Here is a 22,969-nt window from a genome sequence, read left to right on the forward strand (position 1 = left end):
ATATTTACACCTGCCACTCCGATGACAGAACAACCTTCCGATCGCTGTTATCCCCAGATTTTTTTGATTACTATTTTAAAGGGGAAAATCCGGGAATAAAGGCGAACACTTCGCTTCTTCAGGTTATTTCTGACCTCTCAATACAAAAGGCAAGTGCACAATTAACTTAGTAGTCTTCCTGCACTTGCCTTTACATTAACGGGTCTGGACGTTCTGGCTCCGCTCCATATACCACAGCTGAAACGCCTCTACGGCTTCAAGCGGAAGATCGTTTAGCGTATGATGCAGAACAGGTTTGGCACGATTCACGGTTTGAATCGAAGCAACCCCAAACCAACGTTGCAGCAGATTCCGGGTGATCTGTACCTCAATGACTTTCTCTCGCTTGGAGATGTATAGTGTTGAGGTTAATGCACCAGTTCGCAATTGGATAAAGTTCTGATTCAGCACGTATCGTGTATGGAGAAAATCAGTTATTCTGCATATGACAATCCACAGTAACAGAATAGCGGAAATCATCCACCATGCCTGATCCTGTCCCAGAATCGGCGGTTTGAAATAAAACAGTAACCCCGTTGCAATGATCCACACCCAGCTTGGTGTCAACATGCGCAGCCATAATGATTTTCGTGGAAGCTTTTGCATCTCCTGCGTAACTTGATAGGATGGCAAAATCTCCGAGATCATATCGTATGCTTGCTTCACAGGCAAAAAAGGATAGAGCGAGTTAACTTCCTGTTCGGATTCTCCCACACCACCTGCTGTCGTTAGTTCCACTTCTGCCAAGCCTAGCAGTCTTTTCATCGGAGACTGTGTGATTTTCACCGCCTGTACTCGTTCTTTCAGGATTGAAAATGCGGTCTGTTCCAACATACCCTTCGTAATGTAGATACGTTTGCGATCAGAGGAGATTTGGAAATCGCCATACTTCACAAAGGTTCTGACAATACCTAGCATAATAGAAACAGCAATAAGTCCTGTGATGATCAATGCGGTAATCCACCAGGTATCCAGCCATGTCAACAGGATGCTCTCCGTCACTTTTTCATCGGGAAAGAAATCTTTCACCGACGAATAGAGCGATCCCAGAATCGGAATAAGTACCAGAAAGCTGAGCGAGGTAAACGAAGCTTTGAATATATCTTTTCGGGTGGACTTGTAATGGACAATCCGTTCAAGTTCTTCTTTTACAGTCGAGGGGATATCTTCTTCCAGTGTTACGTGTTCAGGTCGCGTCACGGGTTCTTCGTTTGGTTCTACAGCATCACTGGCGACAATCGCTTCCGTTATATGCCCTGCTACAACCTTTTCAAGCCTATCCGATTCCGTAAGTGAAACGACTTGCAACTGAAAAGTAGAATCTTCTCCCTTGATGCCCGTCTCAAAACGAATGGATGTGACTCGGAACAAACGATGAAACAACGACGTATGCCGGTTCACGTTCTGAATTTTGGTATAGGGTATCGTTCTTCTTGTGCGATTAAACACCCCACTGTAGATCTGAAAAGCCTTATCATCTGCGGTATAACGTAGCGTAAACCAACTCCAGATGATGTTTATCACACTAAACGCGATAGCCACATAAAAGACGATTCTGCCATACATGATCCACATGGACGCCGAGCCATGACGGAGAATAAATAAAAAAACGATAAATGCAAAAGAATTTTTCACCAGTTTCCACAAACTCCAGAGCATGGCTAACGGGTGTTGTCTTTTCATCTCGTTCATTCATCCACCTCATTAATCCTTGCATAGGACGCAATCTGACTACGCAATTCAAGCGCCACTTCCTCTGGCAGCGCCGGGATCGTATGAGATGAACCCATCGTGCCAACCGATACAGAATATAGGCCATATTTTCTCAAAAGAGGACCCTGGTTCGTCGTGACGGATTGTACTTTGGCCATGGGAACGATCTGATGTACCTTTTTCAAAGCGCCGTGTTTCAATTGCAAGAACTCCTCATTCGCATCGTAATACCAATGCTTGTATAACAATGAAGGCCGGATAAAAACCTCCCACACCGCATACAGCACTGATATGGCAGTCACTCCCCACAGCAACCAACCAATCCACGCCCTCCATCCAAAGACGGAATCCAGAATCAGCAGTGCTGCAAGCACAATCAACCCTATTCCGTTCGATATAATCGCACTGATTCTCCATATGGTTATGGCATCCGGCGATAAACGTTGCTCGGGTGTACTCTGTATGTACTGCATATCTTCACTCCTTTTTCTTACTGTACGAAGAATAGTCCTCTATCGATGCAGAAAGATTGACTTAGTAAAAGAGATGACCCCTGTTCAGTACAGGTCGTCATCTCTTAGTCATTTATTGCAGCAAAATCCTTCACATTACATAACCACACCATATGGTCCGTGCATTCACCCCAATAGTTCTTTGCCACGGCATAGGGGTCTCCAAACTTCCGCTGCCATTTCTTCTGCGCTATCCGGTATCCACTATCCAGGCAAAATTGCGTAATCTCACGTCTCTGAAGTTCAGTAGCCAAGGCCTGAATGAGAGCAGAGCCAATTCCCTGACCCTGAACCTCTGGTAGAACGTAGAGACTACCCAATTCTCCTATGTGGTTCAGTTGGTGGTCTGCGCATTCTTGAATCTCCTCGCCGCAAGGTCCATACGAAATAGTGCCTACGACGGTATCTTCCCTTTTGGCCAGCAAGAAGAAAACATTCGATTCCTGTTTGTTGTCAGGATGCAAAGCTAAGTAAAGCATCGCTTTTTTGTGTTCAATTTCATCGCGTATGTCTTCGTGCAGGGAACCCAGCCCTTCCTGTGTAAATGCATTCGTTATGGATGTCTCGAATACCCGCCAGGCACCCTCCATATCCGATGCTGTTAAAGGTTGAATGGTAATCAGGTGACTCATATGACCGTCTCTCCGTTTCAATAGATATATAAATTAAACCAAAGAATATTTACACTTGCCACTCCGATGACAGAACAACCTTCCGATCGCTGTTATCCCCAGATTTTTTTGATTCCTATTTTCAAAGGGGAAAATCCGGGTATAAAGGCGAAGCTGATGCTTCGCTTCTTTAGGTTTTTTCTGTCCTCTCCGTTATCGTGTAAATTTTTTTGTTAAACCTATATAGTAAATTGACTTACCGATGTAATCAGTAGGCTTCTATGTTAATCCGTATGACTCTGGATCAGTTTCCTTATTTGGTTTGCATCCTCGATGGGTATGCTGTATCCTACGTGGGTATCCTCATGGTTAACCAGAAGGGCTGACTGCTTGGGATCTTTGCCTATGGAAAAATCATACTTCGTTAAGTAGCCATCTGCATCTGTTAAGTTCATCTTGTACTCCACGCTATAATCAAGACTTCCCGATATACGCTCCGCTTTGTTTATAGCCTCGATTACGATTCCAATCTCAACCGGATCTTCGAATTCCACATCTTCACACGCTTCAATCGTGAAGTTGGGATTGCAGGTTAATGTAATGAGTGAAGGTAGCACTTCTTTCGGATTAGAATTAGCTCCATTTGAAGGATTGCAGCCTGCTAGTAGCACTACGAAGAGACCTAAGAGAATCCCTGCTTTTTTCATTAGCATATATACCTCCGGGCTCGACTAAACACATAGTACTCACTCTCTAAGCAATCATCTGTATTTAGCTCTAGATGCTTATGCTCGCATGCTGCAACTCGGTGTCCCATCCTTGGAGCAGGACTTTAAACGCTGTGCAGTATCGGCCACGAAAGCACTTATCTTTAGGTCCGTAATGTATTTGGGAACTATACCCGGTGTTCAACCCTGCACTCGCTCTGTTTGTATCCTCTCAAATAACTGCTCCAAATCCGTATGAAGATCCGGCTGTTCGTTAACGAGCAGGCTTATGTATTCCGACCCGCATTCATAGAAAACAAGACGATTAAACGGAGCTGAATCCCCCATACGATTGATTTCCAGTCCCAATTTCTCCCGAATTCGATTCTCCAGATAGCGCGCGTAACCTTCGTTCCATTCCAGCCAGTTGAAGTACTCACCTTGTTCTTCACTCAAAGAGCTGAACAGGGCCACTCTCGCCTCTTTCACTTGCAAGAGATCCTTACTCTTCAAGGCTGACAGCAACGAAGTGATCCGCTGGACAACCATCTCATTGTCATAAGGAAACTCATAATCCAGTTCCCATGTTACACGTTTGATTTGCTCCATCTTACGTTTGATCTCAAGACGGTCACCCATGTCGGTATACTGCTCATATACGTAACAATGGACAAACTCATGAAAGAGATAGACTTTCTGCTCAAAATTTTGGAACGCCGCATCCGTCACCACTGCGCACATCCGCCCACCCATGTGGTGCACCGGAAATGCTGCAAGGCATCCTTCGGGAATGTTCAGGTCATCTGGGACGGTTTTCACCCATTCATATTGCTGCGTCTTGGACGAATAATCATAGATATATAATAAAGTTTCAAATGCCACAACCACGGGATAATAGTCTGCGAATAAAGGATGTATACTGACCAAATCTTTTTGAAGCTCCTGCAATTCGTTGATTTGCTCTAAAAAAGTATCCATGTCATTTACCCTCTCTTTAGTTGAATGATGAGTTAATCATATCAATAGAGCAACAATAAAACACTGAGAGAAAAATGATAATTCTATTGTTGAGTGAGATTTCTACAGCTTAGAACCGTTCTCCTCGTTTCTCATATAGATAAATATCCAACGCCTGAATCCCGAGTTTAGCAAGTTTGATAAATAAAATGAGGGCATATACACCCAAACCGAATAACACCAAGTTAAATAACACTGCGAATGTTGAAATGAATGAAAAGCTCATCACAATTCCTCCTTTTTTATCAACGTACTGAATTCATAATTCATATGATCATCATGATTGATAAATAGTTCAATTTATTAATTCACCAAACTATTTTAGCATATTTTACCTCCATTTACTTTCTCCAATCAAATTCCTCATTCTTGATAGAGTGAATTCTAATCATTAAATTCAAAAAGTCTTCCCCCGAACATCCGGCAGGAAGACTCTACTTAAGACTTATTTTATTGGATACGTTCACCGCTTACCACATGCCAGTGTTGATGCTTCGAATCCTGGTAAGTGCCCAGGTTGGTTACGATTTTGGAAGAACCCGTCTGGACAACCATGTCCGCAGCAACCTTTTTGATAACGCGCATGATCTCCAGTAATAGTTCATCATTATTAGCTTCTTCCTGTGAAATGAACGATTGGATATGGATCTTTGGAATAACAACAATATGATGCTTGTAGTATGGTCGGGTATGATGATAAGCCAGCACCTTGTCTGTTTCCATGACGATATTTACTTTGGTATTACCACTAAGCACTTCATCACAATAAAAATCCTGTGTCATATACGATCTCCTTTCACTACTTAGTTAATATATCCCGCTTTTTTCAGCACATATTCCGTGAACGGATTAATCTCTAGGATGGGCATACTCAGATCAAAATAACGCAGTTCCAGTCCTTCATCATCCATGACCGTTGGTTCGCCCTGAATTTCTGTAGCTTCATAGACTGCCATGACATTATACACTTCATCTCCATGCGGATACTTGTAATACATGTCCTGACCAGAGAAAACGGTAATGAGTTTATATGCACCCGCTCTCAGTCCGGCTTCCTCATATAATTCACGGGCAGCAGCTTCCTCCAAAGATTCTCCCGGTTCCAATGATCCGCCAAGGGTTCCCCAATCCAGGCTATCTGTACGTCTTTGCAACAGCAGATGGCCCTGCTCATTGAAGACCAACACACATGAACCAGCCATGATTAGAGGACGCGAACCCACCAGCTTTCTCAACTCCATGATATATCCCATAAAGATTTTCCCCCGTCTGTATTCAGATAAGTTCAGCAACGTGTCTCTAAGACTTGGATTTAATCAAGATTCCCTTGTCTACGGAATTTTGGATAATCTGCTGTGCGTACGTCCACAATGTTTCGGAACCGTTCTCAATCTCACGATTTCTATTTAACACCTGCTCACTTGTAATATTGTATTTCTGCCACGTATCTCCCTCATTCTGATGATTGTGGATCAACGGCTGCAACCGATCCATCGACGAGGCAAACTGCGCTTCGTTGGTCTCCTTTGCCTCAAACTCCAGCCATAGGTTCAACAATTCTTCGGCTTGTTCCTCAGGTAAAATCCCAAATAGTCGATGCGCAGCCTTGATCTCTCGGTCATATTTATCCGCATGCCCTACCGTATCGTAGGCAAATGTATCTCCGGCATCGATCTCAACTGACTTTGAGAATATCCACCTCCTTGTTGGAGTGACTCTGCAAAATCAGGGCCATCATCGCCAGATGCCAGGAATGCTCTGCATCATTTTCGAGTCTGTCGCCATGGATGATTCTCGTTTTTCGTTCAATCGTTTTCAGCTTATCAATCTCAATAAGAAATTGAATCTGACTCTGTAATGATTCGTTCATTTAAGTCTCCTTTCAGCATTTTTTTCCAAACCCCTCAAGAGAGATTGTACCAGTAAACTCTGTAATCAAAGTTCAGAGACATACCCACACCCTCTGCCAAACGTATTGAACCTGCATTATCTGGGGAACAGTCCCAATACGGATGAATACCTTTAATCCTGCATTCTTCTACAAATGCTTGCGCTACCCGTGCACCGTAATTCCTTCTCTTGTATGCTTCGATAGTTTCAATATCAATTGCATGCCACTGATCTGATATAAACGCCGAAAAGCAAACACTCGCGATATCCTCGCCTTGTACTGCAATGTATCCAAAGCCATGTTCCAAGAACTCATCCATGTTATCCCAAAAGCGTGAGACTTTGTCCTTCAGAAAAGATAGATTGTTGAACTTCCCAGCTTTCAGTAATGCCTCGTCTAATTTGAGAAGCCTGACAACCTCATTCTGAGAAACATACCCTTCATGAATACCCGGATGACTTAGATGTTCAGTCATACCTTGGTCTGAATCCAATGTGAATACATGCTGAATATCGCTATGGAGCTCTTTATTCACGGCCATATGATGAAGCACATCTTCCCAGCTTTCATCCGCCACACCTACCTCGACTGTGTGGATATTTAATCTTAATAACTCAGGTTCTATGTGTTCTTTCATGAAATCTTCCAATTCATTCAGGAAGGGTTCACTTCGAGCGTCTCCGACCAACTGAAAACCGTTTTGTCCCTTCACCCAAATTAACGCTGCTGTGATATTTGCTGCATCATCAACGTAGATTCGGCCAGTTTTCAACCCAGATACCACGGCCTTCACCTCAATATTTCTGTATAAGTCCGTGAAGTGCCTCAACTTACAGAATTCATGCTTATTAAGCTCGCTAATCATGAGTTCATTCCCTCCCGAACGACACTCAGGAAATACTCACGATGATCCGGATGGCAGGCAATCAGATATGGCTCTGAATTCATGCCTTCAAAGGGAATCCCTTCAAAATCCATAACAATGGCACCTGCTTCTTTCGCCATTAATATGCCTGAATACAAATCGTCTCCTTCCGAATTGTAGAGCACAATGCCGTCAATATCCCCCTTAGCTAACATGCACCACTGTAAGGTTGGAGCCCATAATCGCATCATTCGTTTGAAGCAAACATCCAGATGTTGACGTAGCTGTACAGCCTTCTCCTCATTTTGCACCTGATGTCCCTGAATCCATCCAATGGTCCCTTTATGAATATGCTCTTTCTTTTGGACTTTCATGGGGTTCTGATTACAACTCGCCCCATTCCCACGTGATGCCACAAACAAACGATCCACCAGAGGTTCGTAAATAACTCCGAGGACGGGTTCTAAACGATACAATAATGTAATGGAAACGGAAAATATCGGTAGGCCAATGGCAAAGTTGTTTGTTCCGTCTAACGGATCAATCATCCACAGCCAGTCACTCTTCTGTCCGTTATGGCCCCTCTCTTCACTATGGATCTCATGATCGGGAAAACTTATGCTAAGTTCATCACATATCATCCGCTCTGTTTCATGATCTACTTCAGTAACTATGTCGCCAAAGATGCCCTTCTCCTCTGCACAGGTGATCTGATCAAAATGATCTTTGGCAACTTTTCCGGCTCTTCCAATGACTCTCTCGGCAATCGCTTGGGCTAAACGAATGGTTTGTTCGATGAATATCACTCCGTTCGGTTACTTGATCTGTATTTTCGCATTCTGGACAAAGCTCTTTTGGCATTCGTCTGTACATCGGGTGATCTGCTAGAGCATATGTTTTTCATTCTTATTGGGTATAAGTTGATCCCTAAGGATATCCTCAGTCTCTGACTCATAGTAATCGTTATTGAATCAGACCAAGTATCTATGAAACAATTCTTGAATTTTTAAATCATGCTTATGTAGCCAGTTTATATTCCGCTCAAATTGATTAAGCATAAAGTTAAAGTTTTGCTCAATCGTCACTCCCGCATAATGCTGACCAATATAAAAATGAAGCACCGCTATAAAATAGATTTGGGTAAGTAATTGATTTCCAGAGTGGAGTGTTTACGTTCAGTTGAATACCCTTGAAGAAAAGCCTCAATCATATCCAATGCACCTTCGGATTCCTGAATCATATGATTGAAGCTAATCGCCAATTCCATGAACGCAACATCCATCCCCATAAAATCAAAATCCAGTACGCCTATGATCTCATCGTCAAGAGAGAGCAAATTATATATCAACAAATCATGATGAACGAGTTGACTCGGCAGCACTTCCAAAGAAAGGTTGGATGTCTCCACATCAGTAATCATCCTTTGGTAAAAAGAGTACATTTCATCTGATAATTCAAGAGGTGAATTTTCAAAAAAAGTCTTTATTGACTGACGATTAGCTAAAGGATGAATATCATATATTTTGCTAAATGATATCCCATGATAGCCGTCTTTTTTGGTTTGAAGCTTACTCATCTCAGAAGAGAACGTTCCCACCAATCTACCAAAATGTTTAGCTTTTTTCAGATCAGACAAAGGAGGTATAGAGCCCTCTATAAAATTAGTAATAGCTGCAAGAGACCCATCGTATAAAACGACGAAATTCTCTCCAGATAAAGTATGAAGAAAGACAGGTACCTGAAACGATAAATGTCTGCCATCAAGTAATGTCGTCACTTGAGTTTCGAGCTCAATACTATCGATCGTTTTCATGTACTTATTATAGATTCGAACGATATACTTCTGCCTATTCATTTCAAGGACTTGGGTTGTATTGGTCAGTCCAAATGGGACGGCTTTCAAGACATACTTCGCTTCACAGAAATAATGTTGAAGAACTTCATCAAATTTGATGTTCATAGATCCGAGTCTCTTCATCATCGAGCAAATATCCTTTACCGATATACGCCCAGTTATTTTTTTCATAATAGTCCGTCAAATCCGTACATAAATACAGCTTATCGTAGCCCTTCGTCTTCACCTCATTAATCGCATGATTCTGTAGTTGCCCACCAAGGTTCTTGCCTCGGTATTCTGGATCAACATGAAGGCACGCAAACCACGGGAACAGATCCTGGCGGCTATTCAAATCACTCCTTAACAGAGCATATCCTCCAACAATCCTGTCCCCAACCAACAGTACATAAAATCGGGGCACATCACTCTCGGTTTCCACGGAACGTTCAATGCAATCCCGGTAAAAATGATAACTTGATTCCGAGCCCCACTGCTTCCAAAAGTATTGTACAGCTGTCTGCAGCATGTCCGGCTTTTGCCGAATATCAACTATCTCAAACATCACAGTCTACCTTCCTTATTATGTTCTTGTATATTTTTGTGGTAATAGCTGCCCAATCGTTGTTTTAGAATAACCCTCTTCTCCCTGCAAGATGACCTGTGTGTCCTTCCCATAATCACTAATCAGTTCTCTGCAAATACCGCAAGGAGATACCACATCTAACTGGATTTCCGCTCCGTTCGGTACATCATTAGGATCAACTTCGGGATGTCTTACGGCCACGATCGTTTCGAATTCATGTTCCCCTTCCGAAATGGCTTTACCTATAGCAATCGCTTCCGCGCATACTGAGACACGACCGATATAGGCTTCCAGATGTACCGCCGTAAATATTTTTCCAGATCGAGTTCGTACTGCTGCCCCAACGTGATGCTTGCCCTCCTGATACAAACGCGAAATTACGTTCTTTGCTGCTTCAATCAGTTCCAGATCCTCTGTCGTTATAATCATCATGATGTCTCCTTTTTATTTCATCCAACATGTACTTCGCATAATCCAGAAGTAAATCATCACTTAGATTCACTCTTTCCAGCTCTCCGTTATATTTTGCTAGACATTGTGAGATGACTTCTTTGTACTTCGGTAAAATATGAATGAGTGCCCACTCGCCTGCTTCTCGCTTGGAGTATATAACTGACTCTTTCACATACAATAGAACCCGTGATAGGTTCAAAACATAGTAGACAGGATTCTCCGTTATTTCTTCCATAGCTGAATCAACGTCAGATGTAATAGAGGCCAACATATATTCACGTTTTACGGGCTGGAATAACTCCTTAATCGGTTTGCCGACGAGCACAATTCCACGGTCAACAATAACGGCCAGGTGTGCTACCAGATCCGGATCTTCGTATCCACCGCAAAGATATTGATCCTCATTTCTATACTTTTCCCGGTGATACCCAGAGTAATGAAACTCAAATGGAGTCGGAAACGTCAGTTTAGCAACCGTAGACTCCAAAATAATACTAAGTTCAAACCCTGTGACAATATGCATTTCATCTTCGGTCTGCATCAATCTCTTCGCAATCCTTCGATAGGTATCAGCAGACAGCTGCTCCCGGCATACCACCAGAATATCGATATCGCTTTGATTCGGAAGGAAGCACCCCATAGCCATGGACCCGTGCAAATAAATTCCTACCAGGGAATCCGAACATTCTTCTTTTAACAAATGGGTAACTGTATGTAGTACCGCCTGTTCATCCACCTAAATTCACTCCTTTATTTACGTTGCTACGCATCCAACTCCACTTTCATTGCCTCCACAAAAACAGCCGTTCCTCGTATTCTGACATCCATGTCCTGTCCATTTCTGACCACACTGACATGAACTTTCCCATCTCTGCCAATCTCGTGTCCTTGTTCCACAACAAAATGAGTCTTATCCAACTCAGGATTTAGATACTCCATATAATAGGCACCCATCACACCGGATGCTGTTCCCGTAACCGGATCTTCCGTAGTACCCGAAAAAGGCGAGGAAAAATGTCTGGCATGCATTAGAGCATCTGAATCGCGGGTTTCCAGAGTAAAGGGATGCAAAGAAGCTTTCGGATTTTCAACTAATATCTCAGGAAATAGAGAAGAATCCGGTTTCATTTGTTGGAAAGAAGTCAGTTTACGAATCGGTATCAATAACGTCCAGGTACCCGTAGTTCCATAGACGATGGGTGTGGATAGATCAATATCATCCGTGGTTAGATTAATAGAATTTGCCAGCTTCTCTATGTCACCTTGGAATGCCATGAAACGGGGTTGATCCTGCTTCATCTCAATGTTGATCGTATCGCCATCCTGCTGGAACTGAATCGGCAATATGCCTACATTAGTCTCAATGGTAATCGACTGCTTATCCTCCAGTAGCCCTCTAGTCTTTAACCCATACATGGATGCCATTGTTGCATGCCCACACAGATTAATCTCATGACCCGGTGTGAAATATCGTAATCTAACGTCTGCCACTTCTGAACTCATCACAAAAACCGTTTCATTAAAGCCAACTTTATGCGCAATCTGCTGCATCGCTTCCTCACTGAGCGAATCGGCATGAAAGACGACTCCGGCCGGATTTCCTTTACCAGGAACCGTCGAAAAAGCATCATAATGATATACAGTGATTTCACTCATTGTAGACCCTCCTTATTTTCAGTTAAACGACGTGCATCGCCATATGACTCTACCACTTCACCATCGATAACGATCCCGCCACCATCTTTGCAAGCATAGATTGTTGTAGAGTTGTCTCGCGCGTAATCTCTTAATAAATCCAAAGCTTCTTCCGTTCCATCCCAGTGCGGTGAAAATTCAAAATCAACGAGCGCCAGAGCCTGCTTGTCCATTAATCCAACATGGTTCTCATCTGCATCTTTACCATATCCGGCCATTTCAATCGTTGGTGTAGTTAGAATACTGCCTGCGCTAACCCCAATCAGAATGCCACCTTTAAGCACATAGGAACGCAACAATCCCATTGCATTTCTCTTCTGCAATAAACTTAGAAAATAAAATGTATTCCCTCCAGATAAATGAATCGCATCAGTTTTAAAAATGGTATTAAATCTGTTTTCCTCGTATTCTAGGTCGAGGTCAAAATAATCAATCGTTTCGATTCCCAGTTCATTATAGTAACGTCTCGTATGCTCGAAATATTTCCGTCCCGGGTCGGAACACGAAGGTACATAACCAATGGAAGGCTGGTCAGAGATGAACAAGCTCAATATCCTCTGATTTAGTTCGTGGTTAGATTCGAAATATAAATCACTTAACAAAACCAGCTTGGTCATCTGAACCTCTCCCTCTTCGTTCACTAAACTCTTTTTCTAAAATGGAGAAGAAATATTGATCCGTCCATTGATTGTTCCACCAAAGTTCTTCCTTGAACACAGCTTCCCGTGTCATACCCACATGCTGCATCAGCGCAGCAGATCTGACATTCTGAGCATTGCACATACCTATCACTTTATGGGCGTGTAACCCGTTAAATGCAAATTCTAATATAAGATTCGTAGCCTCACTTCCGTAGCCCTTCCCTACATAATTCGGAAGCAGCGCGAATCCGAGTTCCCAGCTTTTTCTATGACCTACATAGCTCCACATTTGGATAAGGCCAATTGGTTCACCTTCTGGATCTTCCAAACGGCGAATAATGAAATCATAGGCATACGGTTTTTCATCCGTAGTGAAAAAATGACTACGATATTTATCGCGAACTTTCTCCGTATCCGTTTCAACGGTCTCCTCAAAACTCCATATACTCACATCACATTCAAGTTTGCTTATAAAGTCGAGGTCCTGTTCTGTGACAGGTGTTATTCTTATCTTCTGTCCCGCGAACTCCATTTCAAATTCTCTCCTTTGTTTGTCTAAGCCGTCGTTCCCCTAGGACTATTGCATCTGCCCATTAATATATCTTCTATGACTTGAAGATGCGTCCTGAGCCCACAATTCCAACTCGATTCTACTAACCAAAAATTGATCTTGAACCTTGATGAAAGGAAACATTTTTCCTTCAAAGAAACCCGATGCCGAGAAACTTCCTTGTTCGGCCTTAATAATGTCCATCACCTGTTCTTTAGTCATACTCAGATACTCCGCCGTTTCTTGGATCGTCATTAATGTTTTATTATTGTTCGGCACATCCTGTTCCACTGCCTGAGTCGATTCACTAGCTCTCCCCTGATTTGATAGCAACAGGCAGCCAACTATGAACGATATTCCCAAAATGACACTGGCTAGTAAAATGGAGATCGGAATGGATTTCATTGTTTGGGAGTCTCCCACTCTGTATTAAGCAAACCTCTACCAATATTCCATTGGGCAAGCAATGCTCGCTGTCTATTTTCCAAATCAAGATATGGTGCTGCAACACAAGAAAGTGTGTCGAACAGATGGATAAAATGAGGGCCCTCCTTAAAACGTCTAAGCCCGCCATACCCTTCATCATCCGCTGCCCATACAATCTTCTTAATTCCCGACATTAATATAGTGCCTGAACACATGGGACAAGGTTCACAGGTGGAGTAGAGGGTCAGGTCATTCTTCGTGTATCGCTTCTTACTTACATCCAGCAAATGTTGCCCTGCCTGACGGATAGCATCGACTTCAGCGTGTGCGGTGGGATCACATTCAGAGAAGACTCGGTTTCTTCCTTTACTCACGACATCCCCATCCGCATCCACAATTATCGCTCCAATCGGATAGGTTCCTTCTATTAGCGCCTGATCTGCCTCTTCCAGAGCCAAAACTAAATATTCATAATCCGATAATCTCACGGAAAATCCCCCTTAGTGTAGTTATTGACCGCTTACAAAATAAAGTCTTGGTTCTTCAAACTATTCCGAGAAAAGGGTTCATGTCCAATGTCCCCTCTTCTCTATTACAGATCTCTAATCGTGTAATGACCCGACTCACCGAGAAAATCACTTCGGGTTAACCCCTGCTCTCCAAGAAAAGCTCTATAATTTGTTATCGTACCATCATGTGAAATGATAAAAGTACTCCCGCTCTGCTCTCTGCACCATTGAATTAGCTGTCCAGCATAAGCCTCAAATAGACGTTCTTCCATTCGATTAATCCCATCCAACCAGCAATGAAGTCCAAAATCAAGAATTCGGAGCCCCTCATACTGAGCATTTAATTCATCTTTCGAATAGATATGATCACAGCGCAGAACGGGGAACTCCGGATTTTGAGGAAACATTCTCGGGCCAACGAGTGGACAGACTGTCAGTTTATCGCTTGATGTTAAGAGGAATGCCGTTTCTATCGTTCGTTTCGTAGGACTCACCAAAACGATGTCTTCCGGTAAGATTTTAATCTGCTTTCGTAATTCAGTTGCCTGCCTCTTTCCTTGTTCAGTAAGTCCCGGATGCAACTGGTTTAGCTGATGAGGATAATGAAGCAAATGTTCAGCGTGACCATGACGAATAAATGTGAGATCCATAAGCTCCTCCTATTTCGTTGCCTCAAGAAATAACATAAAAATAAACCTCCGTTATGTATTGTATTGCCGTGCTAAGAAATCTTGTACTTGTACTTTAGTATCTCAAAGTGAAACTTTCAGGATCTTCTCCAGTTCCTCCTGACAAGCAGCGCGGTTATATTCCGAATTGTCCAGCCAGTGTTTGTCCATCTTCAGTAACTGATAAATTTCGGTCTCCAACTCTTTTCTTGCCTGAAGAACCTTCACCGTGCCTTCAACACCATGATATCCTTTCGCGAGTCCCCATCCTTGATTTGTGTAGTATTGTATGAATCCATCTGACCATTCCTTGGGTCTTTCCTGGATTGCCTTGTCAAAGGTGTGCGCAAGATCCTGCTGATGTACATAAATTAATAGCGGATTTAATAGTTGAACGATGCGCTCCAATTCCAAAACATATTGCACGTTTTCTTCTCTGGATTGATTGTATTTCACCATACCTATGGTCAGTGGATTTTGAATGAAACAACATTCGAATATGGTGATGGAATCATCATCCGCACTTATCACGCTTTCGGTAAAACTCCGCCATTTTTCGGTGATCAGCTTCACATTTTGTTCAAAAGGTAGTTCGTAAATATCTTTGCTAAATATCTCCTGCACCACATGATCGGGGAAATCCACTCCGAATTCCTCTTTCATTTTGCGATAAGGAATCAGAAAACCCTCTTGATAGGCTGTTGCTCTGCTCTCCAATATATGTTTACACGTCTCCTGAGCATCCACCAAAGATCTGAACTCTTCCGCAGAATAAAAGGCCACACCATCATAATCAGCAGGGTGATCCAGATTCCCTTCCTGGATGAGTTGCACCTTTTTGCCATGCTCAGTCAGAATCTCGGAAACCATCTTGGCAATCGTCGACTTTCCTGAACCCGGTAATCCCTCAATAAGTATCAATTGTTTTGTCATGATTTCATCACCCTTAACTTCTTTTCATTCAGTCGTTGTTAATCGATGTCTGCAAAGATCCACTTCGCAGCATCGCCATCCGCTTTCTTTTTCCTAAACACCATGCTAGAGCTGGCCTCCTCCTCGTTCTCTCTTAATTCAGTAACCATCACAAGTGCTTCATAAAGCTTCTTTTGCTCTCGAATGTTGATATCACTCATAGAGATGATCTTGCGAACTTTAAAACCTGAAAATCCTGAGACTGGCATGCCCGAGACTGGCGATTGTGGATCAAAAAGGCTCATATAGCCCTTCTCATCCTCTTCCCACATATAACGCATGCGATCGTTCATCAGTTTGACGATTTCCAGTTCATCACCTGTGTACTTCGTTTCATCAAGGTAAACAGGAGGGATGCCTTTGTCTTTTTTGGGTGCTTCTGCTTCATCGTCCTTCTGCTCGATTGCTTCATCAGTAACGCTTTCCGTCACAGGAATCGTTGGTTTCTGTACAGCTTCATGGGTTGTTTTATCCTGACAGGCGATTAAGAACAGAAATAATAACGACAACACGGTTAACTTTTTCATATCCAAGCCTCCAACATATGCACAACTTCGCCAAGATCTTTGCACTCATAATCCGGTGTAATCTGTTGCGGTTTGAGTTTTCCTTTTCGATTCAACCAGATAGCCTTAATTCCCGCATTTTGCGCTCCTTGTACATCACTTACCAGAGAATCGCCTATATGGATCACCTCATCTCGCTGCAAACCATACCTGTTGATCGCTTCATCAAACATCTCTGACCTTGGTTTATAAGAACGAACATCCTCACTGGTAATCACTCCGGCCACTTCAATGTTATGTGCCTTCATTGCAGCTTTCACGTCATCAGTATCGATATTGGACAGGATATATACTGGAATTTTAAGAGAATGAAGGAAGGGAATTGAATCAGCAAATATGCCAGGGTTACGCCAATGTGCCAACTGTTCCTGATTAAGCGACTCAGCTTCCAGATCCGATTTGAAATGGAGAAGCGTTTCTGCCAGAGATTGCACATTCAGCATTCTTTGCGTGGTAAACTGGCTGCCGTGGCTTGCATAAAACAATGTTGAAAAAGCCTTCCACCAGTAAGCACCGATCTCATCCGTTGTACATTCCACCTGCGCTGTCGCTTGAACTTGTTTACGGGTAGAATATCATCATCTTCATGAACAACTGTCCCATAGAAATCAAGGAAAATAGCTTTCATTCTATTCCTCCTACTGGAATAATCTCAATCTCCAAAAAACTTCCTATGTATGTTAAATTTTCTCTGTAGGTACATCATAACCCATAATGTGGAATTTGCGAATGAACCAAATAACGTAATCCTCCCCCTCCTTACGGATTTTGCTCAACACAAAAACCACGATGCTCTGCATGTTTTCATCATACAAAGAAGCGTGGTATATCGATAAAGCCTTTACAACTTCCAACATCATAGAACAGAAACCAACTATCTTTTAAAGAACATGTTCATTACACCAATGGCTTTAATGTTGATCTCATTACCCTCAGCATCCATAAAAGTCTCATTATACGTAGTAAAGATTCCCACATGCTTTATATGTCCGCTTCTGAAATTAAGACTTCTTTCCTGGCCGTTCGTGATCTGTGTATACGTCGTTTCATTGATGTCGTAGGAGACATGTATACCATACTCGCTTTCCAGCCATGTATAGAAATCTGTTCTGGATGGATTGGTAATAATCATAATGACAACTAAAATGACAAGACTCATAACTAGTATTTTACGGATCAAGTTCGGTTCATAACCAAATCTATTCTTCATCTTTTTCATTCCGTATCTTTGTTATCATTTCAAGCTTTTTAGCCAATACCCAGCCACTTAATCCATATGATGATGTAATGACAAAGTACAAATATTCCCCCTCGATCAACTTGGTTTCCAGTTCTTCATCAGTTTCATACATGATAGGCCAGCCCTGACCTTTCCCTTTCTCCAACAAATCGCGATTGTAACTAATAAAACAATCCAAACCAACGTCGTCAATATCGAAGATAATGCTGCCTTGCAACGGTGTATCAAACGAATGTGCCAATACATCCGAGAAAAGGATATCCGTATCATCATGCAATTCAGGATGATGCGAACGGGTACGCATCCTAATCTTCTCATTCTCCAAATCGACTTCGTAACTTAATATGATGTTATCATGCACACTTGGCATTTTATGACCCCTTTCAAAGTTCCATTTTAACTCATTGGTTGCTCTGCTTATAATCTGTTAAGCAACTGCCCATCAAACCATACATCCTCATAATCTTCTGCAATCACAAACCGCCATCCCGGCGCAAGTCCGAGGTACTTCTTAATTTTTGGGTCCCAGTCATCGATGTGTGTTACATGTAAAGGTACAAAAAAATCATCTGCATCCGAGTAATTTTCTGCCCAAATATACCATCCGGTTGTATCTCCATCGGGCTGAATACGCATTCCATGGATCGGTTCCAACTTCTCTTTGACGTTCCAGGCGATTCCGATCTTATGGTGCAGTTCACTGGGTACATAGTCTGCGCTATATTTCTGGCACATCTGAATCTGTTCCTGGATGGAAGCAGCATTTGTCATCATTGATCATCTCATTTCTCACATGTTGTATATGACTAAGGTAGTTCATAATATTTTTTATAGGTAGAGACCCACTCCTCTTTGGAAAAATCAACAAAATCATATGGCTCACACTGTCTAAGATAATTCAACTGCTCTCCCGCTGATTCCTCGAGATTCTGCTCCAGATAAGTCACTGTCTTCTCATAACCGGCACCACACAGAAGCTGCACATCAATATAACTGCCCGTATCCTGATTCTTGCGTTTTGCCTGCCAGATCAGCCCAGTGTCCTCTACATTTCCTATGCAGAATAACATAATACATAAGGTTTTGAGATACTCATGATCCACTGCTTCTTGATTCTCAATTTCCTTCTGCAACAACTCCCTGATTATCTGCCTATGTCTGGTATCGGGATCTAAACCGTACAACTCCAAGATCTCTTCTTCGTTCATTTCAGTACCCCTTGCTTACTTCAGAATATTGTTTAATTCTTCCGCTTTTTTCCTGCTATCCATTCTAGCATAGAAATAGAATTGAATTATGTGAAGTACTTGTTATGTTAGAAGAATTTCGAATTAACACAGCATAGTTTCGCCTTCATAATCATGAAAAAAAGAACTACTCCATGAAGAGTAGCTCTCCTATTGACCTTACCCATACCTGCTTCTAAAGATCAAATCATCGATCCGTTATCAGCCATGTCTTTGCCTCTTCAGGATCAGCATAAAATGATACAGATTGCCCCATCCCCAGGCTCTTCAATCTTCTTTTCAATTTCCAACGATTCATCCCTGATAGTCCTACAAATGAGAGCTTATCCACATGATCTTTGAGATTATTTATGTTGCAGATTAACTGATCCAAGACTTCTTTGGTAATCTTCGTCTCATACATATCCACCCAAACCTTGAGCTTTTTATTGATCCCTAAGATGAAAGCCTCTTCTTGTCTCATCACATCGAAAAGCTTATTTTGGTCCTTATGCTTGCTGCCATATTTCAGACAATGGATTTCTCCACCTTTATAATAATAAGGAAAAATAGATCCACCTGGAGATTTCATGAAATGATCACTCCTTATATTTTGAGATTACTTTAGGCGTTGATCTCCGTAATCTCCAGATACATCTCCTGATTCTGCCGAATTATTTCATTCATGTGTAAAATAGCTTCCTGAGCAGCGGCTCGATATTTAGCGTATAGTTCTTCCGTTCTTTGCAGCAGGATTGGGTCTTTCTCCAAATCCGCAGGCAGGACCTCACGCCACGTATCTCCAACTTTATTTTTATCTGTAATCAAACGCTCGATGTCATCCAGCAGAGTTACCATTTCATTTTGGTTAAAATAGCGCATCCCGTTCTTAATTCCATTCCAGCTCTTCATGTCAATAATGTTGTACGCCGAAAACCAATAAAACTCCGCCAAGCTCTTCGTATGGTTATGGTAGGAGTAGAACAAAAATATCGCTTGTTGTCCTTCATGTAATCGCCGATATACCTCTACTTTTGCTGCAACATCTTTACCCCGAACGGAGATTAACATCGGTTGGACACACAGCCAGCTAAGCTGCTCAGAGCCTAAATCTTCTGGTTTGACATTAACTTTCAATAACATGCTCCTCTCTACTTGCGATGATTGTACATTCGAACTACACTAGTCATTTGTTAAGGATTCTTTGGTGTTTCTACTGCGGGATCACTCTCTCCACCCATTCTACGTCTGGACGTTTCTTTCCTGCCTGTCGCTGGAACATGGTTAGACACTTTAGCCAACCCGAATTTGGGCATATTCGCATAGATGGTCTCATATGAACCGGATTGAGCTTTGTACGTTTCATGATAAATCCCCACGCTTCCATCCGATCCAACGGAACTGTTAAATCGTTTCCAAGCCTCCAAGTGCAGGCCACCGCGTGCGTATTTCTCCAATTCATCATAAGATCTCCAATATTGCAGCAGAGTCACTCCACGCCAGCTCATAAAAAATTCCGTTCCCAGAAACCCGGTATCTGGGTTCACGTACAGTTCTTTGATCATCGGGCCCATGGATTTAAAAACAGGCAACCACTTATGTATGGCCCACAGGCGATTAACTCTCATTCCAATAATAAAAACAACAAACTCGCCTTCGATCTCAGCTGAATATCTTCCCTTGTGTATGTTTGCCACATTACTCCTCCTTTTCATCCTGTTTGCCGTACTTCATCCCCTACACCATTCTATATTGCAAAATTAGTTGAAGACCATTGATGCCCATTTTCCGCTCGCCCATATCCAAAAAACCTGCTTTTAGATACAGCTTTTGTGCTGCAATATTCCCCTCGTTCACAGCTAAAATAATTTCATCGACCTTCGGATCAAGCTGCTTAACCAGTTTAGGCAGTTCCCTCATGGCAGTGAGTGCATACCCGTTCCCCTGATGTTCTAACGTAATGGATAACGCACGTACCAGTATCGTACGGGAAGTATCACTTTCCTCTACGTATTCAGAATTTTTATGTAATATGAAGAAACCAACTGGAGTCTCATCATTTAAAATCACTACCGGATATTTGTTCGGATTTTGGAATGCCTCCTCCATCACTTCCGCAGGCATTGCAGTAAACTGAACCTGTTCATCACTTAACGAAAAATTAGCCAACTCTTGATTGTACTTCTCATTATATGGGGCGAGGCTAATCCGTCTTTCCATTTAGAAAATACCTCCCACTTTCCTTATTAAAGTCTTTAGTGAATCAGATGGTATAACCATGCCCATCGTCAAGCTTCTTTCTTTGTCATTAACACTCTTATGATACTTGTCGCGTTGTCGAATTTCATCCGATTATTTTTCTGGCAGCAGTCCCATCCTTGTTCTAATGCATGTTGAATGAGATTAGATATCAGCTTGGGTTCATAGACAAATATATCCCATGTATCTTCCCAAGGGACAACAAACTCCACGAATGTAGATTTATACGTATTCGAAAATATACGGATTATAATGTCTTGTGCTTGCTCGTCTACAACGTACAGGAACAAAATATCTTTTATCACCATTTTACGGATTTGTTTCTTGTATACCTTCACAAATATCACTCCTTGCTCAAGCAATGCAGCATAAATCTTCAAACACATCCCACTTTGTAAACAATTGTCTAAGTCTTTGGGCCGTTGTTTGTATAAACTCTTCTATAGCTTCCATAGATAAAATGTTCAAATCATCTAAGGGCTCATTTTCAAAGTTATTCAAAAAGTCTACTTTTTCTTTTCTATACTGATACACCTCTTGCTCCAGCAATCCACCTAAGTCAAACGCTTGACCTGCTTCCAGCTTATTCAATAAATCCTGGCCATCAGACCCTCTTCTCAAAATCATAAATTCCAGCTTCGTAACATCCTGCGTATAAATACTTCGTCCACTCGGATGAACTTCATATGCAGGATAAATCTCGAAAGTCCATACACGATCCGTATATACATGGGCGATGTACCCGCACAAATATTGCATGAACTTAGGCTCACTCTGCGCACGTTTCTTGTTTGAATTGAAAAATGCCCTGAGCTCTTCGTCTGTTGCGAAACGTCCTGCCTCTGGCATGAGATGAGTTTTTGCCTTTTCGGCTCTTTCATTCGTTCTCACATGAATGGAGTCAGGGGCAAGACTTCCCACTATAAATTCAGGGGTTGGATCAGATAATAATTCCGATGCGATTGCAAAATGAACCATAGGCCAAGGCATAATAATCCTCCTAAATATAATAAACTCAGGGATTTACATTATAAAGAATTGCAGATGATACATCCAAAACATGATAAATACACCGAATGCTGATTACACATTGGATAGCCCTCTGGGATCGTTGGCACCTCGTCACCTTCATAAGGTGTTATCCATTCGAGGTAATTTTGAGAATTTACATGTTTTTGCTCAAAACTTTCAATCATTTGATAGAAATGCTGAAATGTGATGTTGCTCCATTTCACACTGGGCTCATAATTCAAAACAGCCCATCCCGTTTTATGTATCGCCCCTTCGACTGTCTTTAACAAGAATTGTTTCATAGGATAAAAATCTTCTTCTGTCCATGGCATTTCATCCATATTAAACCCAACGTTCCCACGGCCTACACAATTTTGGTCGTGTTGCGCAAGCCAAATGATAAATTCTTTTTCTCGATCAATTGTTGCAGTCTGCGACCCACTTAGAACTAAAAGTTCGAAAAAAATTTGAGTGGAGGTGTTTGTCATTCTTAATGATTCTACAGAATCCGCAATCGAATCAGGCACTGAAAACTGGTTCATAGGACTCTCCTTTACTCTTCCATATGCCAAAGATGATGGGTTACTACTGCAACTTAAATGTATGACTTAAGGGATTCATATTTTAATCATCTGAATTTTGAATCAACTGATTAAATATTTCTTTATACTGTGTCGACTCAGGAAATTTCTCATTAATAAACTTTATTCTACTCCAGAAGTCATCTTCATAAATTGAATTTGTACCCTCAGCAATTGATAATGCAAGATTGTGAAAAGCGTTTGTCATATAAAATATGAGCAAACCATTTCTTTTGGTATCCTCGACATCTTCAATTGAGGAATATGCTAACTTGGATGCAATCACACGTATATCTAAAAACGCTTGGTATATTAATGTTTGGTATGCTGAAATTTTGTTCTGTTCCATTTCTCCCCTCTTTACTCGTCTCTTTTCAAATGGTTCACTTCTCCTTAT

The 22,969-nt window shown here is 41.9% G+C and carries 36 protein-coding genes; all 36 read right to left on the reverse strand.

Going from position 1 to position 22,969, the window contains the following annotated elements; translation table 11 throughout:
• Positions 1-195: 195 nt before the first annotated feature.
• Positions 196-1,731: a PH domain-containing protein gene (locus BUA17_RS15155; protein WP_072734118.1), complete on the reverse strand. Its 1,536-nt coding sequence runs from the start codon at positions 1,729-1,731 to the stop codon at positions 196-198.
• Positions 1,728-2,225, reverse strand: coding sequence for a PH domain-containing protein (locus BUA17_RS15160; RefSeq protein ID WP_072734119.1), 498 nt, complete (start codon positions 2,223-2,225; stop codon positions 1,728-1,730). Before BUA17_RS15160 ends, BUA17_RS15155 begins: the two co-directional genes overlap by 4 nt.
• A gap of 104 nt (positions 2,226-2,329) precedes the next feature.
• A complete protein-coding gene (locus BUA17_RS15165; protein ID WP_072734120.1) occupies positions 2,330-2,896 on the reverse strand; it encodes a GNAT family N-acetyltransferase in 567 nt (188 codons plus the stop codon).
• 263 nt (positions 2,897-3,159) lie between these two features.
• On the reverse strand, positions 3,160-3,582 hold the full coding sequence (locus BUA17_RS15170) for a YhfM domain-containing protein (protein ID WP_139295666.1): 423 nt from the start codon (positions 3,580-3,582) through the stop codon (positions 3,160-3,162).
• 201 nt (positions 3,583-3,783) lie between these two features.
• Positions 3,784-4,560 (reverse strand): hypothetical protein, encoded by a 777-nt coding sequence (locus BUA17_RS15175; RefSeq protein ID WP_072734122.1) that lies wholly within the window; start codon positions 4,558-4,560, stop codon positions 3,784-3,786.
• A gap of 109 nt (positions 4,561-4,669) precedes the next feature.
• Complete coding sequence (locus tag BUA17_RS31210; RefSeq protein WP_162842428.1) at positions 4,670-4,825, reverse strand: hypothetical protein; 156 nt, start codon at positions 4,823-4,825, stop codon at positions 4,670-4,672.
• A 224-nt stretch (positions 4,826-5,049) separates the two neighbouring features.
• Positions 5,050-5,382, reverse strand: a complete 333-nt coding sequence (locus tag BUA17_RS15180; RefSeq protein ID WP_072734123.1) for an HIT domain-containing protein — start codon at positions 5,380-5,382, stop codon at positions 5,050-5,052.
• Positions 5,383-5,402: 20 nt separating this feature from the next.
• On the reverse strand, positions 5,403-5,852 hold the full coding sequence (locus tag BUA17_RS15185; protein WP_063564108.1) for an NUDIX hydrolase: 450 nt from the start codon (positions 5,850-5,852) through the stop codon (positions 5,403-5,405).
• 46 nt (positions 5,853-5,898) lie between these two features.
• Positions 5,899-6,294 carry an HD domain-containing protein gene (locus BUA17_RS15190; RefSeq protein WP_348537078.1) on the reverse strand — a complete coding sequence of 132 codons (396 nt, stop codon included), beginning with the start codon at positions 6,292-6,294 and terminating at the stop codon, positions 5,899-5,901.
• Positions 6,275-6,469: an HD domain-containing protein gene (locus BUA17_RS31975; RefSeq protein ID WP_348537075.1), complete on the reverse strand. Its 195-nt coding sequence runs from the start codon at positions 6,467-6,469 to the stop codon at positions 6,275-6,277. Before BUA17_RS31975 ends, BUA17_RS15190 begins: the two co-directional genes overlap by 20 nt.
• A 34-nt stretch (positions 6,470-6,503) precedes the next feature.
• A complete protein-coding gene (locus BUA17_RS15195; protein ID WP_072734124.1) occupies positions 6,504-7,355 on the reverse strand; it encodes a GNAT family N-acetyltransferase in 852 nt (283 codons plus the stop codon).
• Positions 7,352-8,152 (reverse strand): inositol monophosphatase family protein, encoded by an 801-nt coding sequence (locus BUA17_RS15200; protein WP_072734422.1) that lies wholly within the window; start codon positions 8,150-8,152, stop codon positions 7,352-7,354. Before BUA17_RS15200 ends, BUA17_RS15195 begins: the two co-directional genes overlap by 4 nt.
• A gap of 326 nt (positions 8,153-8,478) precedes the next feature.
• Complete coding sequence (locus BUA17_RS15205) at positions 8,479-9,315, reverse strand: phosphotransferase (protein ID WP_072734125.1); 837 nt, start codon at positions 9,313-9,315, stop codon at positions 8,479-8,481.
• The gene (locus BUA17_RS15210) at positions 9,299-9,754 is read right to left on the reverse strand and encodes a GNAT family N-acetyltransferase (protein WP_072734126.1); all 456 of its coding nucleotides are present in this window, start codon (positions 9,752-9,754) and stop codon (positions 9,299-9,301) included. The genes BUA17_RS15205 and BUA17_RS15210 overlap by 17 nt, the downstream gene beginning before the upstream one ends.
• A gap of 18 nt (positions 9,755-9,772) precedes the next feature.
• Positions 9,773-10,210 carry a cytidine deaminase gene (locus tag BUA17_RS15215; protein ID WP_170867877.1) on the reverse strand — a complete coding sequence of 146 codons (438 nt, stop codon included), beginning with the start codon at positions 10,208-10,210 and terminating at the stop codon, positions 9,773-9,775.
• On the reverse strand, positions 10,170-10,964 hold the full coding sequence (locus tag BUA17_RS15220) for an aminoglycoside adenylyltransferase domain-containing protein (protein ID WP_072734128.1): 795 nt from the start codon (positions 10,962-10,964) through the stop codon (positions 10,170-10,172). The genes BUA17_RS15215 and BUA17_RS15220 overlap by 41 nt, the downstream gene beginning before the upstream one ends.
• 26 nt (positions 10,965-10,990) lie before the next feature.
• On the reverse strand, positions 10,991-11,884 hold the full coding sequence (locus BUA17_RS15225) for a PhzF family phenazine biosynthesis protein (RefSeq protein WP_072734129.1): 894 nt from the start codon (positions 11,882-11,884) through the stop codon (positions 10,991-10,993).
• The gene (locus BUA17_RS15230; RefSeq protein ID WP_072734130.1) at positions 11,881-12,540 is read right to left on the reverse strand and encodes a Type 1 glutamine amidotransferase-like domain-containing protein; all 660 of its coding nucleotides are present in this window, start codon (positions 12,538-12,540) and stop codon (positions 11,881-11,883) included. Before BUA17_RS15230 ends, BUA17_RS15225 begins: the two co-directional genes overlap by 4 nt.
• The gene (locus BUA17_RS15235; RefSeq protein WP_072734131.1) at positions 12,515-13,096 is read right to left on the reverse strand and encodes a GNAT family N-acetyltransferase; all 582 of its coding nucleotides are present in this window, start codon (positions 13,094-13,096) and stop codon (positions 12,515-12,517) included. Before BUA17_RS15235 ends, BUA17_RS15230 begins: the two co-directional genes overlap by 26 nt.
• Positions 13,097-13,141: 45 nt before the next feature.
• Positions 13,142-13,519, reverse strand: coding sequence for a MerR family transcriptional regulator (locus tag BUA17_RS15240; protein WP_072734132.1), 378 nt, complete (start codon positions 13,517-13,519; stop codon positions 13,142-13,144).
• Entirely contained in the window at positions 13,516-14,028 is a 513-nt protein-coding gene (locus BUA17_RS15245) for a nucleoside deaminase (RefSeq protein ID WP_072734133.1), read from the reverse strand. The genes BUA17_RS15240 and BUA17_RS15245 overlap by 4 nt, the downstream gene beginning before the upstream one ends.
• 104 nt (positions 14,029-14,132) lie before the next feature.
• Positions 14,133-14,699, reverse strand: a complete 567-nt coding sequence (locus tag BUA17_RS15250) for a histidine phosphatase family protein (protein WP_072734134.1) — start codon at positions 14,697-14,699, stop codon at positions 14,133-14,135.
• Between the two features lie 102 nt (positions 14,700-14,801).
• Positions 14,802-15,650 (reverse strand): adenylyl-sulfate kinase, encoded by an 849-nt coding sequence (locus tag BUA17_RS15255; protein WP_072734135.1) that lies wholly within the window; start codon positions 15,648-15,650, stop codon positions 14,802-14,804.
• A gap of 38 nt (positions 15,651-15,688) precedes the next feature.
• Positions 15,689-16,216, reverse strand: a complete 528-nt coding sequence (locus tag BUA17_RS15260) for a hypothetical protein (protein ID WP_072734136.1) — start codon at positions 16,214-16,216, stop codon at positions 15,689-15,691.
• On the reverse strand, positions 16,213-16,794 hold the full coding sequence (locus BUA17_RS15265; protein WP_244552150.1) for an HAD family hydrolase: 582 nt from the start codon (positions 16,792-16,794) through the stop codon (positions 16,213-16,215). The genes BUA17_RS15260 and BUA17_RS15265 overlap by 4 nt, the downstream gene beginning before the upstream one ends.
• 335 nt (positions 16,795-17,129) lie before the next feature.
• Complete coding sequence (locus BUA17_RS15275; RefSeq protein ID WP_072734138.1) at positions 17,130-17,465, reverse strand: hypothetical protein; 336 nt, start codon at positions 17,463-17,465, stop codon at positions 17,130-17,132.
• Positions 17,455-17,865, reverse strand: coding sequence for a hypothetical protein (locus tag BUA17_RS15280; RefSeq protein WP_072734139.1), 411 nt, complete (start codon positions 17,863-17,865; stop codon positions 17,455-17,457). The genes BUA17_RS15275 and BUA17_RS15280 overlap by 11 nt, the downstream gene beginning before the upstream one ends.
• Positions 17,866-17,912: 47 nt before the next feature.
• On the reverse strand, positions 17,913-18,269 hold the full coding sequence (locus BUA17_RS15285; RefSeq protein ID WP_244552151.1) for an immunity protein Imm33 domain-containing protein: 357 nt from the start codon (positions 18,267-18,269) through the stop codon (positions 17,913-17,915).
• Between the two features lie 32 nt (positions 18,270-18,301).
• A complete protein-coding gene (locus tag BUA17_RS15290; RefSeq protein WP_072734141.1) occupies positions 18,302-18,703 on the reverse strand; it encodes a hypothetical protein in 402 nt (133 codons plus the stop codon).
• Between the two features lie 226 nt (positions 18,704-18,929).
• Entirely contained in the window at positions 18,930-19,313 is a 384-nt protein-coding gene (locus tag BUA17_RS15295) for a hypothetical protein (RefSeq protein WP_072734142.1), read from the reverse strand.
• A 32-nt stretch (positions 19,314-19,345) separates the two neighbouring features.
• Positions 19,346-19,858 (reverse strand): hypothetical protein, encoded by a 513-nt coding sequence (locus BUA17_RS15300; protein ID WP_072734143.1) that lies wholly within the window; start codon positions 19,856-19,858, stop codon positions 19,346-19,348.
• A gap of 56 nt (positions 19,859-19,914) precedes the next feature.
• Positions 19,915-20,418 (reverse strand): DUF4188 domain-containing protein, encoded by a 504-nt coding sequence (locus tag BUA17_RS15305; RefSeq protein ID WP_072734144.1) that lies wholly within the window; start codon positions 20,416-20,418, stop codon positions 19,915-19,917.
• Positions 20,419-20,458: 40 nt separating this feature from the next.
• Entirely contained in the window at positions 20,459-20,941 is a 483-nt protein-coding gene (locus tag BUA17_RS15310; protein WP_072734145.1) for a GNAT family N-acetyltransferase, read from the reverse strand.
• A gap of 393 nt (positions 20,942-21,334) precedes the next feature.
• Positions 21,335-21,970, reverse strand: coding sequence for a zinc dependent phospholipase C family protein (locus tag BUA17_RS15320; protein ID WP_072734147.1), 636 nt, complete (start codon positions 21,968-21,970; stop codon positions 21,335-21,337).
• Between the two features lie 38 nt (positions 21,971-22,008).
• Positions 22,009-22,533: a hypothetical protein gene (locus tag BUA17_RS15325; protein WP_063564085.1), complete on the reverse strand. Its 525-nt coding sequence runs from the start codon at positions 22,531-22,533 to the stop codon at positions 22,009-22,011.
• An 82-nt stretch (positions 22,534-22,615) separates the two neighbouring features.
• Positions 22,616-22,921, reverse strand: a complete 306-nt coding sequence (locus BUA17_RS15330; protein ID WP_063564084.1) for a hypothetical protein — start codon at positions 22,919-22,921, stop codon at positions 22,616-22,618.
• Positions 22,922-22,969 lie beyond the last annotated feature (48 nt).

The organism is Paenibacillus sp. ov031 (assembly GCF_900143165.1).
Classification (GTDB): domain Bacteria; phylum Bacillota; class Bacilli; order Paenibacillales; family Paenibacillaceae; genus Paenibacillus; species Paenibacillus marchantiae.

What these genes read in the sequence shown, in the direction of transcription:
- BUA17_RS15330 (WP_063564084.1), bottom strand. Translation starts at nt 22,921, where the DNA reads ATGGAACAGAACAAAATTTCAGCATACCAAACATTAATATACCAAGCG.
- BUA17_RS31975 (WP_348537075.1), bottom strand. Translation starts at nt 6,469, where the DNA reads ATGAACGAATCATTACAGAGTCAGATTCAATTTCTTATTGAGATTGAT.
- BUA17_RS15320 (WP_072734147.1), bottom strand. Translation starts at nt 21,970, where the DNA reads ATGCCTTGGCCTATGGTTCATTTTGCAATCGCATCGGAATTATTATCT.
- BUA17_RS15185 (WP_063564108.1), bottom strand. Translation starts at nt 5,852, where the DNA reads ATGGGATATATCATGGAGTTGAGAAAGCTGGTGGGTTCGCGTCCTCTA.
- BUA17_RS15160 (WP_072734119.1), bottom strand. Translation starts at nt 2,225, where the DNA reads ATGCAGTACATACAGAGTACACCCGAGCAACGTTTATCGCCGGATGCC.
- BUA17_RS15175 (WP_072734122.1), bottom strand. Translation starts at nt 4,560, where the DNA reads ATGGATACTTTTTTAGAGCAAATCAACGAATTGCAGGAGCTTCAAAAA.
- BUA17_RS15310 (WP_072734145.1), bottom strand. Translation starts at nt 20,941, where the DNA reads ATGGAAAGACGGATTAGCCTCGCCCCATATAATGAGAAGTACAATCAA.
- BUA17_RS15165 (WP_072734120.1), bottom strand. Translation starts at nt 2,896, where the DNA reads ATGAGTCACCTGATTACCATTCAACCTTTAACAGCATCGGATATGGAG.
- BUA17_RS15230 (WP_072734130.1), bottom strand. Translation starts at nt 12,540, where the DNA reads ATGACCAAGCTGGTTTTGTTAAGTGATTTATATTTCGAATCTAACCAC.
- BUA17_RS15235 (WP_072734131.1), bottom strand. Translation starts at nt 13,096, where the DNA reads ATGGAGTTCGCGGGACAGAAGATAAGAATAACACCTGTCACAGAACAG.
- BUA17_RS15155 (WP_072734118.1), bottom strand. Translation starts at nt 1,731, where the DNA reads ATGAACGAGATGAAAAGACAACACCCGTTAGCCATGCTCTGGAGTTTG.
- BUA17_RS15260 (WP_072734136.1), bottom strand. Translation starts at nt 16,216, where the DNA reads ATGAAAAAGTTAACCGTGTTGTCGTTATTATTTCTGTTCTTAATCGCC.
- BUA17_RS15285 (WP_244552151.1), bottom strand. Translation starts at nt 18,269, where the DNA reads ATGATGACAAATGCTGCTTCCATCCAGGAACAGATTCAGATGTGCCAG.
- BUA17_RS15205 (WP_072734125.1), bottom strand. Translation starts at nt 9,315, where the DNA reads ATGAACATCAAATTTGATGAAGTTCTTCAACATTATTTCTGTGAAGCG.
- BUA17_RS15195 (WP_072734124.1), bottom strand. Translation starts at nt 7,355, where the DNA reads ATGATTAGCGAGCTTAATAAGCATGAATTCTGTAAGTTGAGGCACTTC.
- BUA17_RS15180 (WP_072734123.1), bottom strand. Translation starts at nt 5,382, where the DNA reads ATGACACAGGATTTTTATTGTGATGAAGTGCTTAGTGGTAATACCAAA.
- BUA17_RS15325 (WP_063564085.1), bottom strand. Translation starts at nt 22,533, where the DNA reads ATGAACCAGTTTTCAGTGCCTGATTCGATTGCGGATTCTGTAGAATCA.
- BUA17_RS15275 (WP_072734138.1), bottom strand. Translation starts at nt 17,465, where the DNA reads ATGAAGAATAGATTTGGTTATGAACCGAACTTGATCCGTAAAATACTA.
- BUA17_RS15250 (WP_072734134.1), bottom strand. Translation starts at nt 14,699, where the DNA reads ATGGATCTCACATTTATTCGTCATGGTCACGCTGAACATTTGCTTCAT.
- BUA17_RS15225 (WP_072734129.1), bottom strand. Translation starts at nt 11,884, where the DNA reads ATGAGTGAAATCACTGTATATCATTATGATGCTTTTTCGACGGTTCCT.
- BUA17_RS15240 (WP_072734132.1), bottom strand. Translation starts at nt 13,519, where the DNA reads ATGAAATCCATTCCGATCTCCATTTTACTAGCCAGTGTCATTTTGGGA.
- BUA17_RS15290 (WP_072734141.1), bottom strand. Translation starts at nt 18,703, where the DNA reads ATGAACGAAGAAGAGATCTTGGAGTTGTACGGTTTAGATCCCGATACC.
- BUA17_RS15280 (WP_072734139.1), bottom strand. Translation starts at nt 17,865, where the DNA reads ATGCCAAGTGTGCATGATAACATCATATTAAGTTACGAAGTCGATTTG.
- BUA17_RS15170 (WP_139295666.1), bottom strand. Translation starts at nt 3,582, where the DNA reads ATGAAAAAAGCAGGGATTCTCTTAGGTCTCTTCGTAGTGCTACTAGCA.
- BUA17_RS15210 (WP_072734126.1), bottom strand. Translation starts at nt 9,754, where the DNA reads ATGTTTGAGATAGTTGATATTCGGCAAAAGCCGGACATGCTGCAGACA.
- BUA17_RS15255 (WP_072734135.1), bottom strand. Translation starts at nt 15,650, where the DNA reads ATGACAAAACAATTGATACTTATTGAGGGATTACCGGGTTCAGGAAAG.
- BUA17_RS15295 (WP_072734142.1), bottom strand. Translation starts at nt 19,313, where the DNA reads ATGAAATCTCCAGGTGGATCTATTTTTCCTTATTATTATAAAGGTGGA.
- BUA17_RS31210 (WP_162842428.1), bottom strand. Translation starts at nt 4,825, where the DNA reads ATGAGCTTTTCATTCATTTCAACATTCGCAGTGTTATTTAACTTGGTG.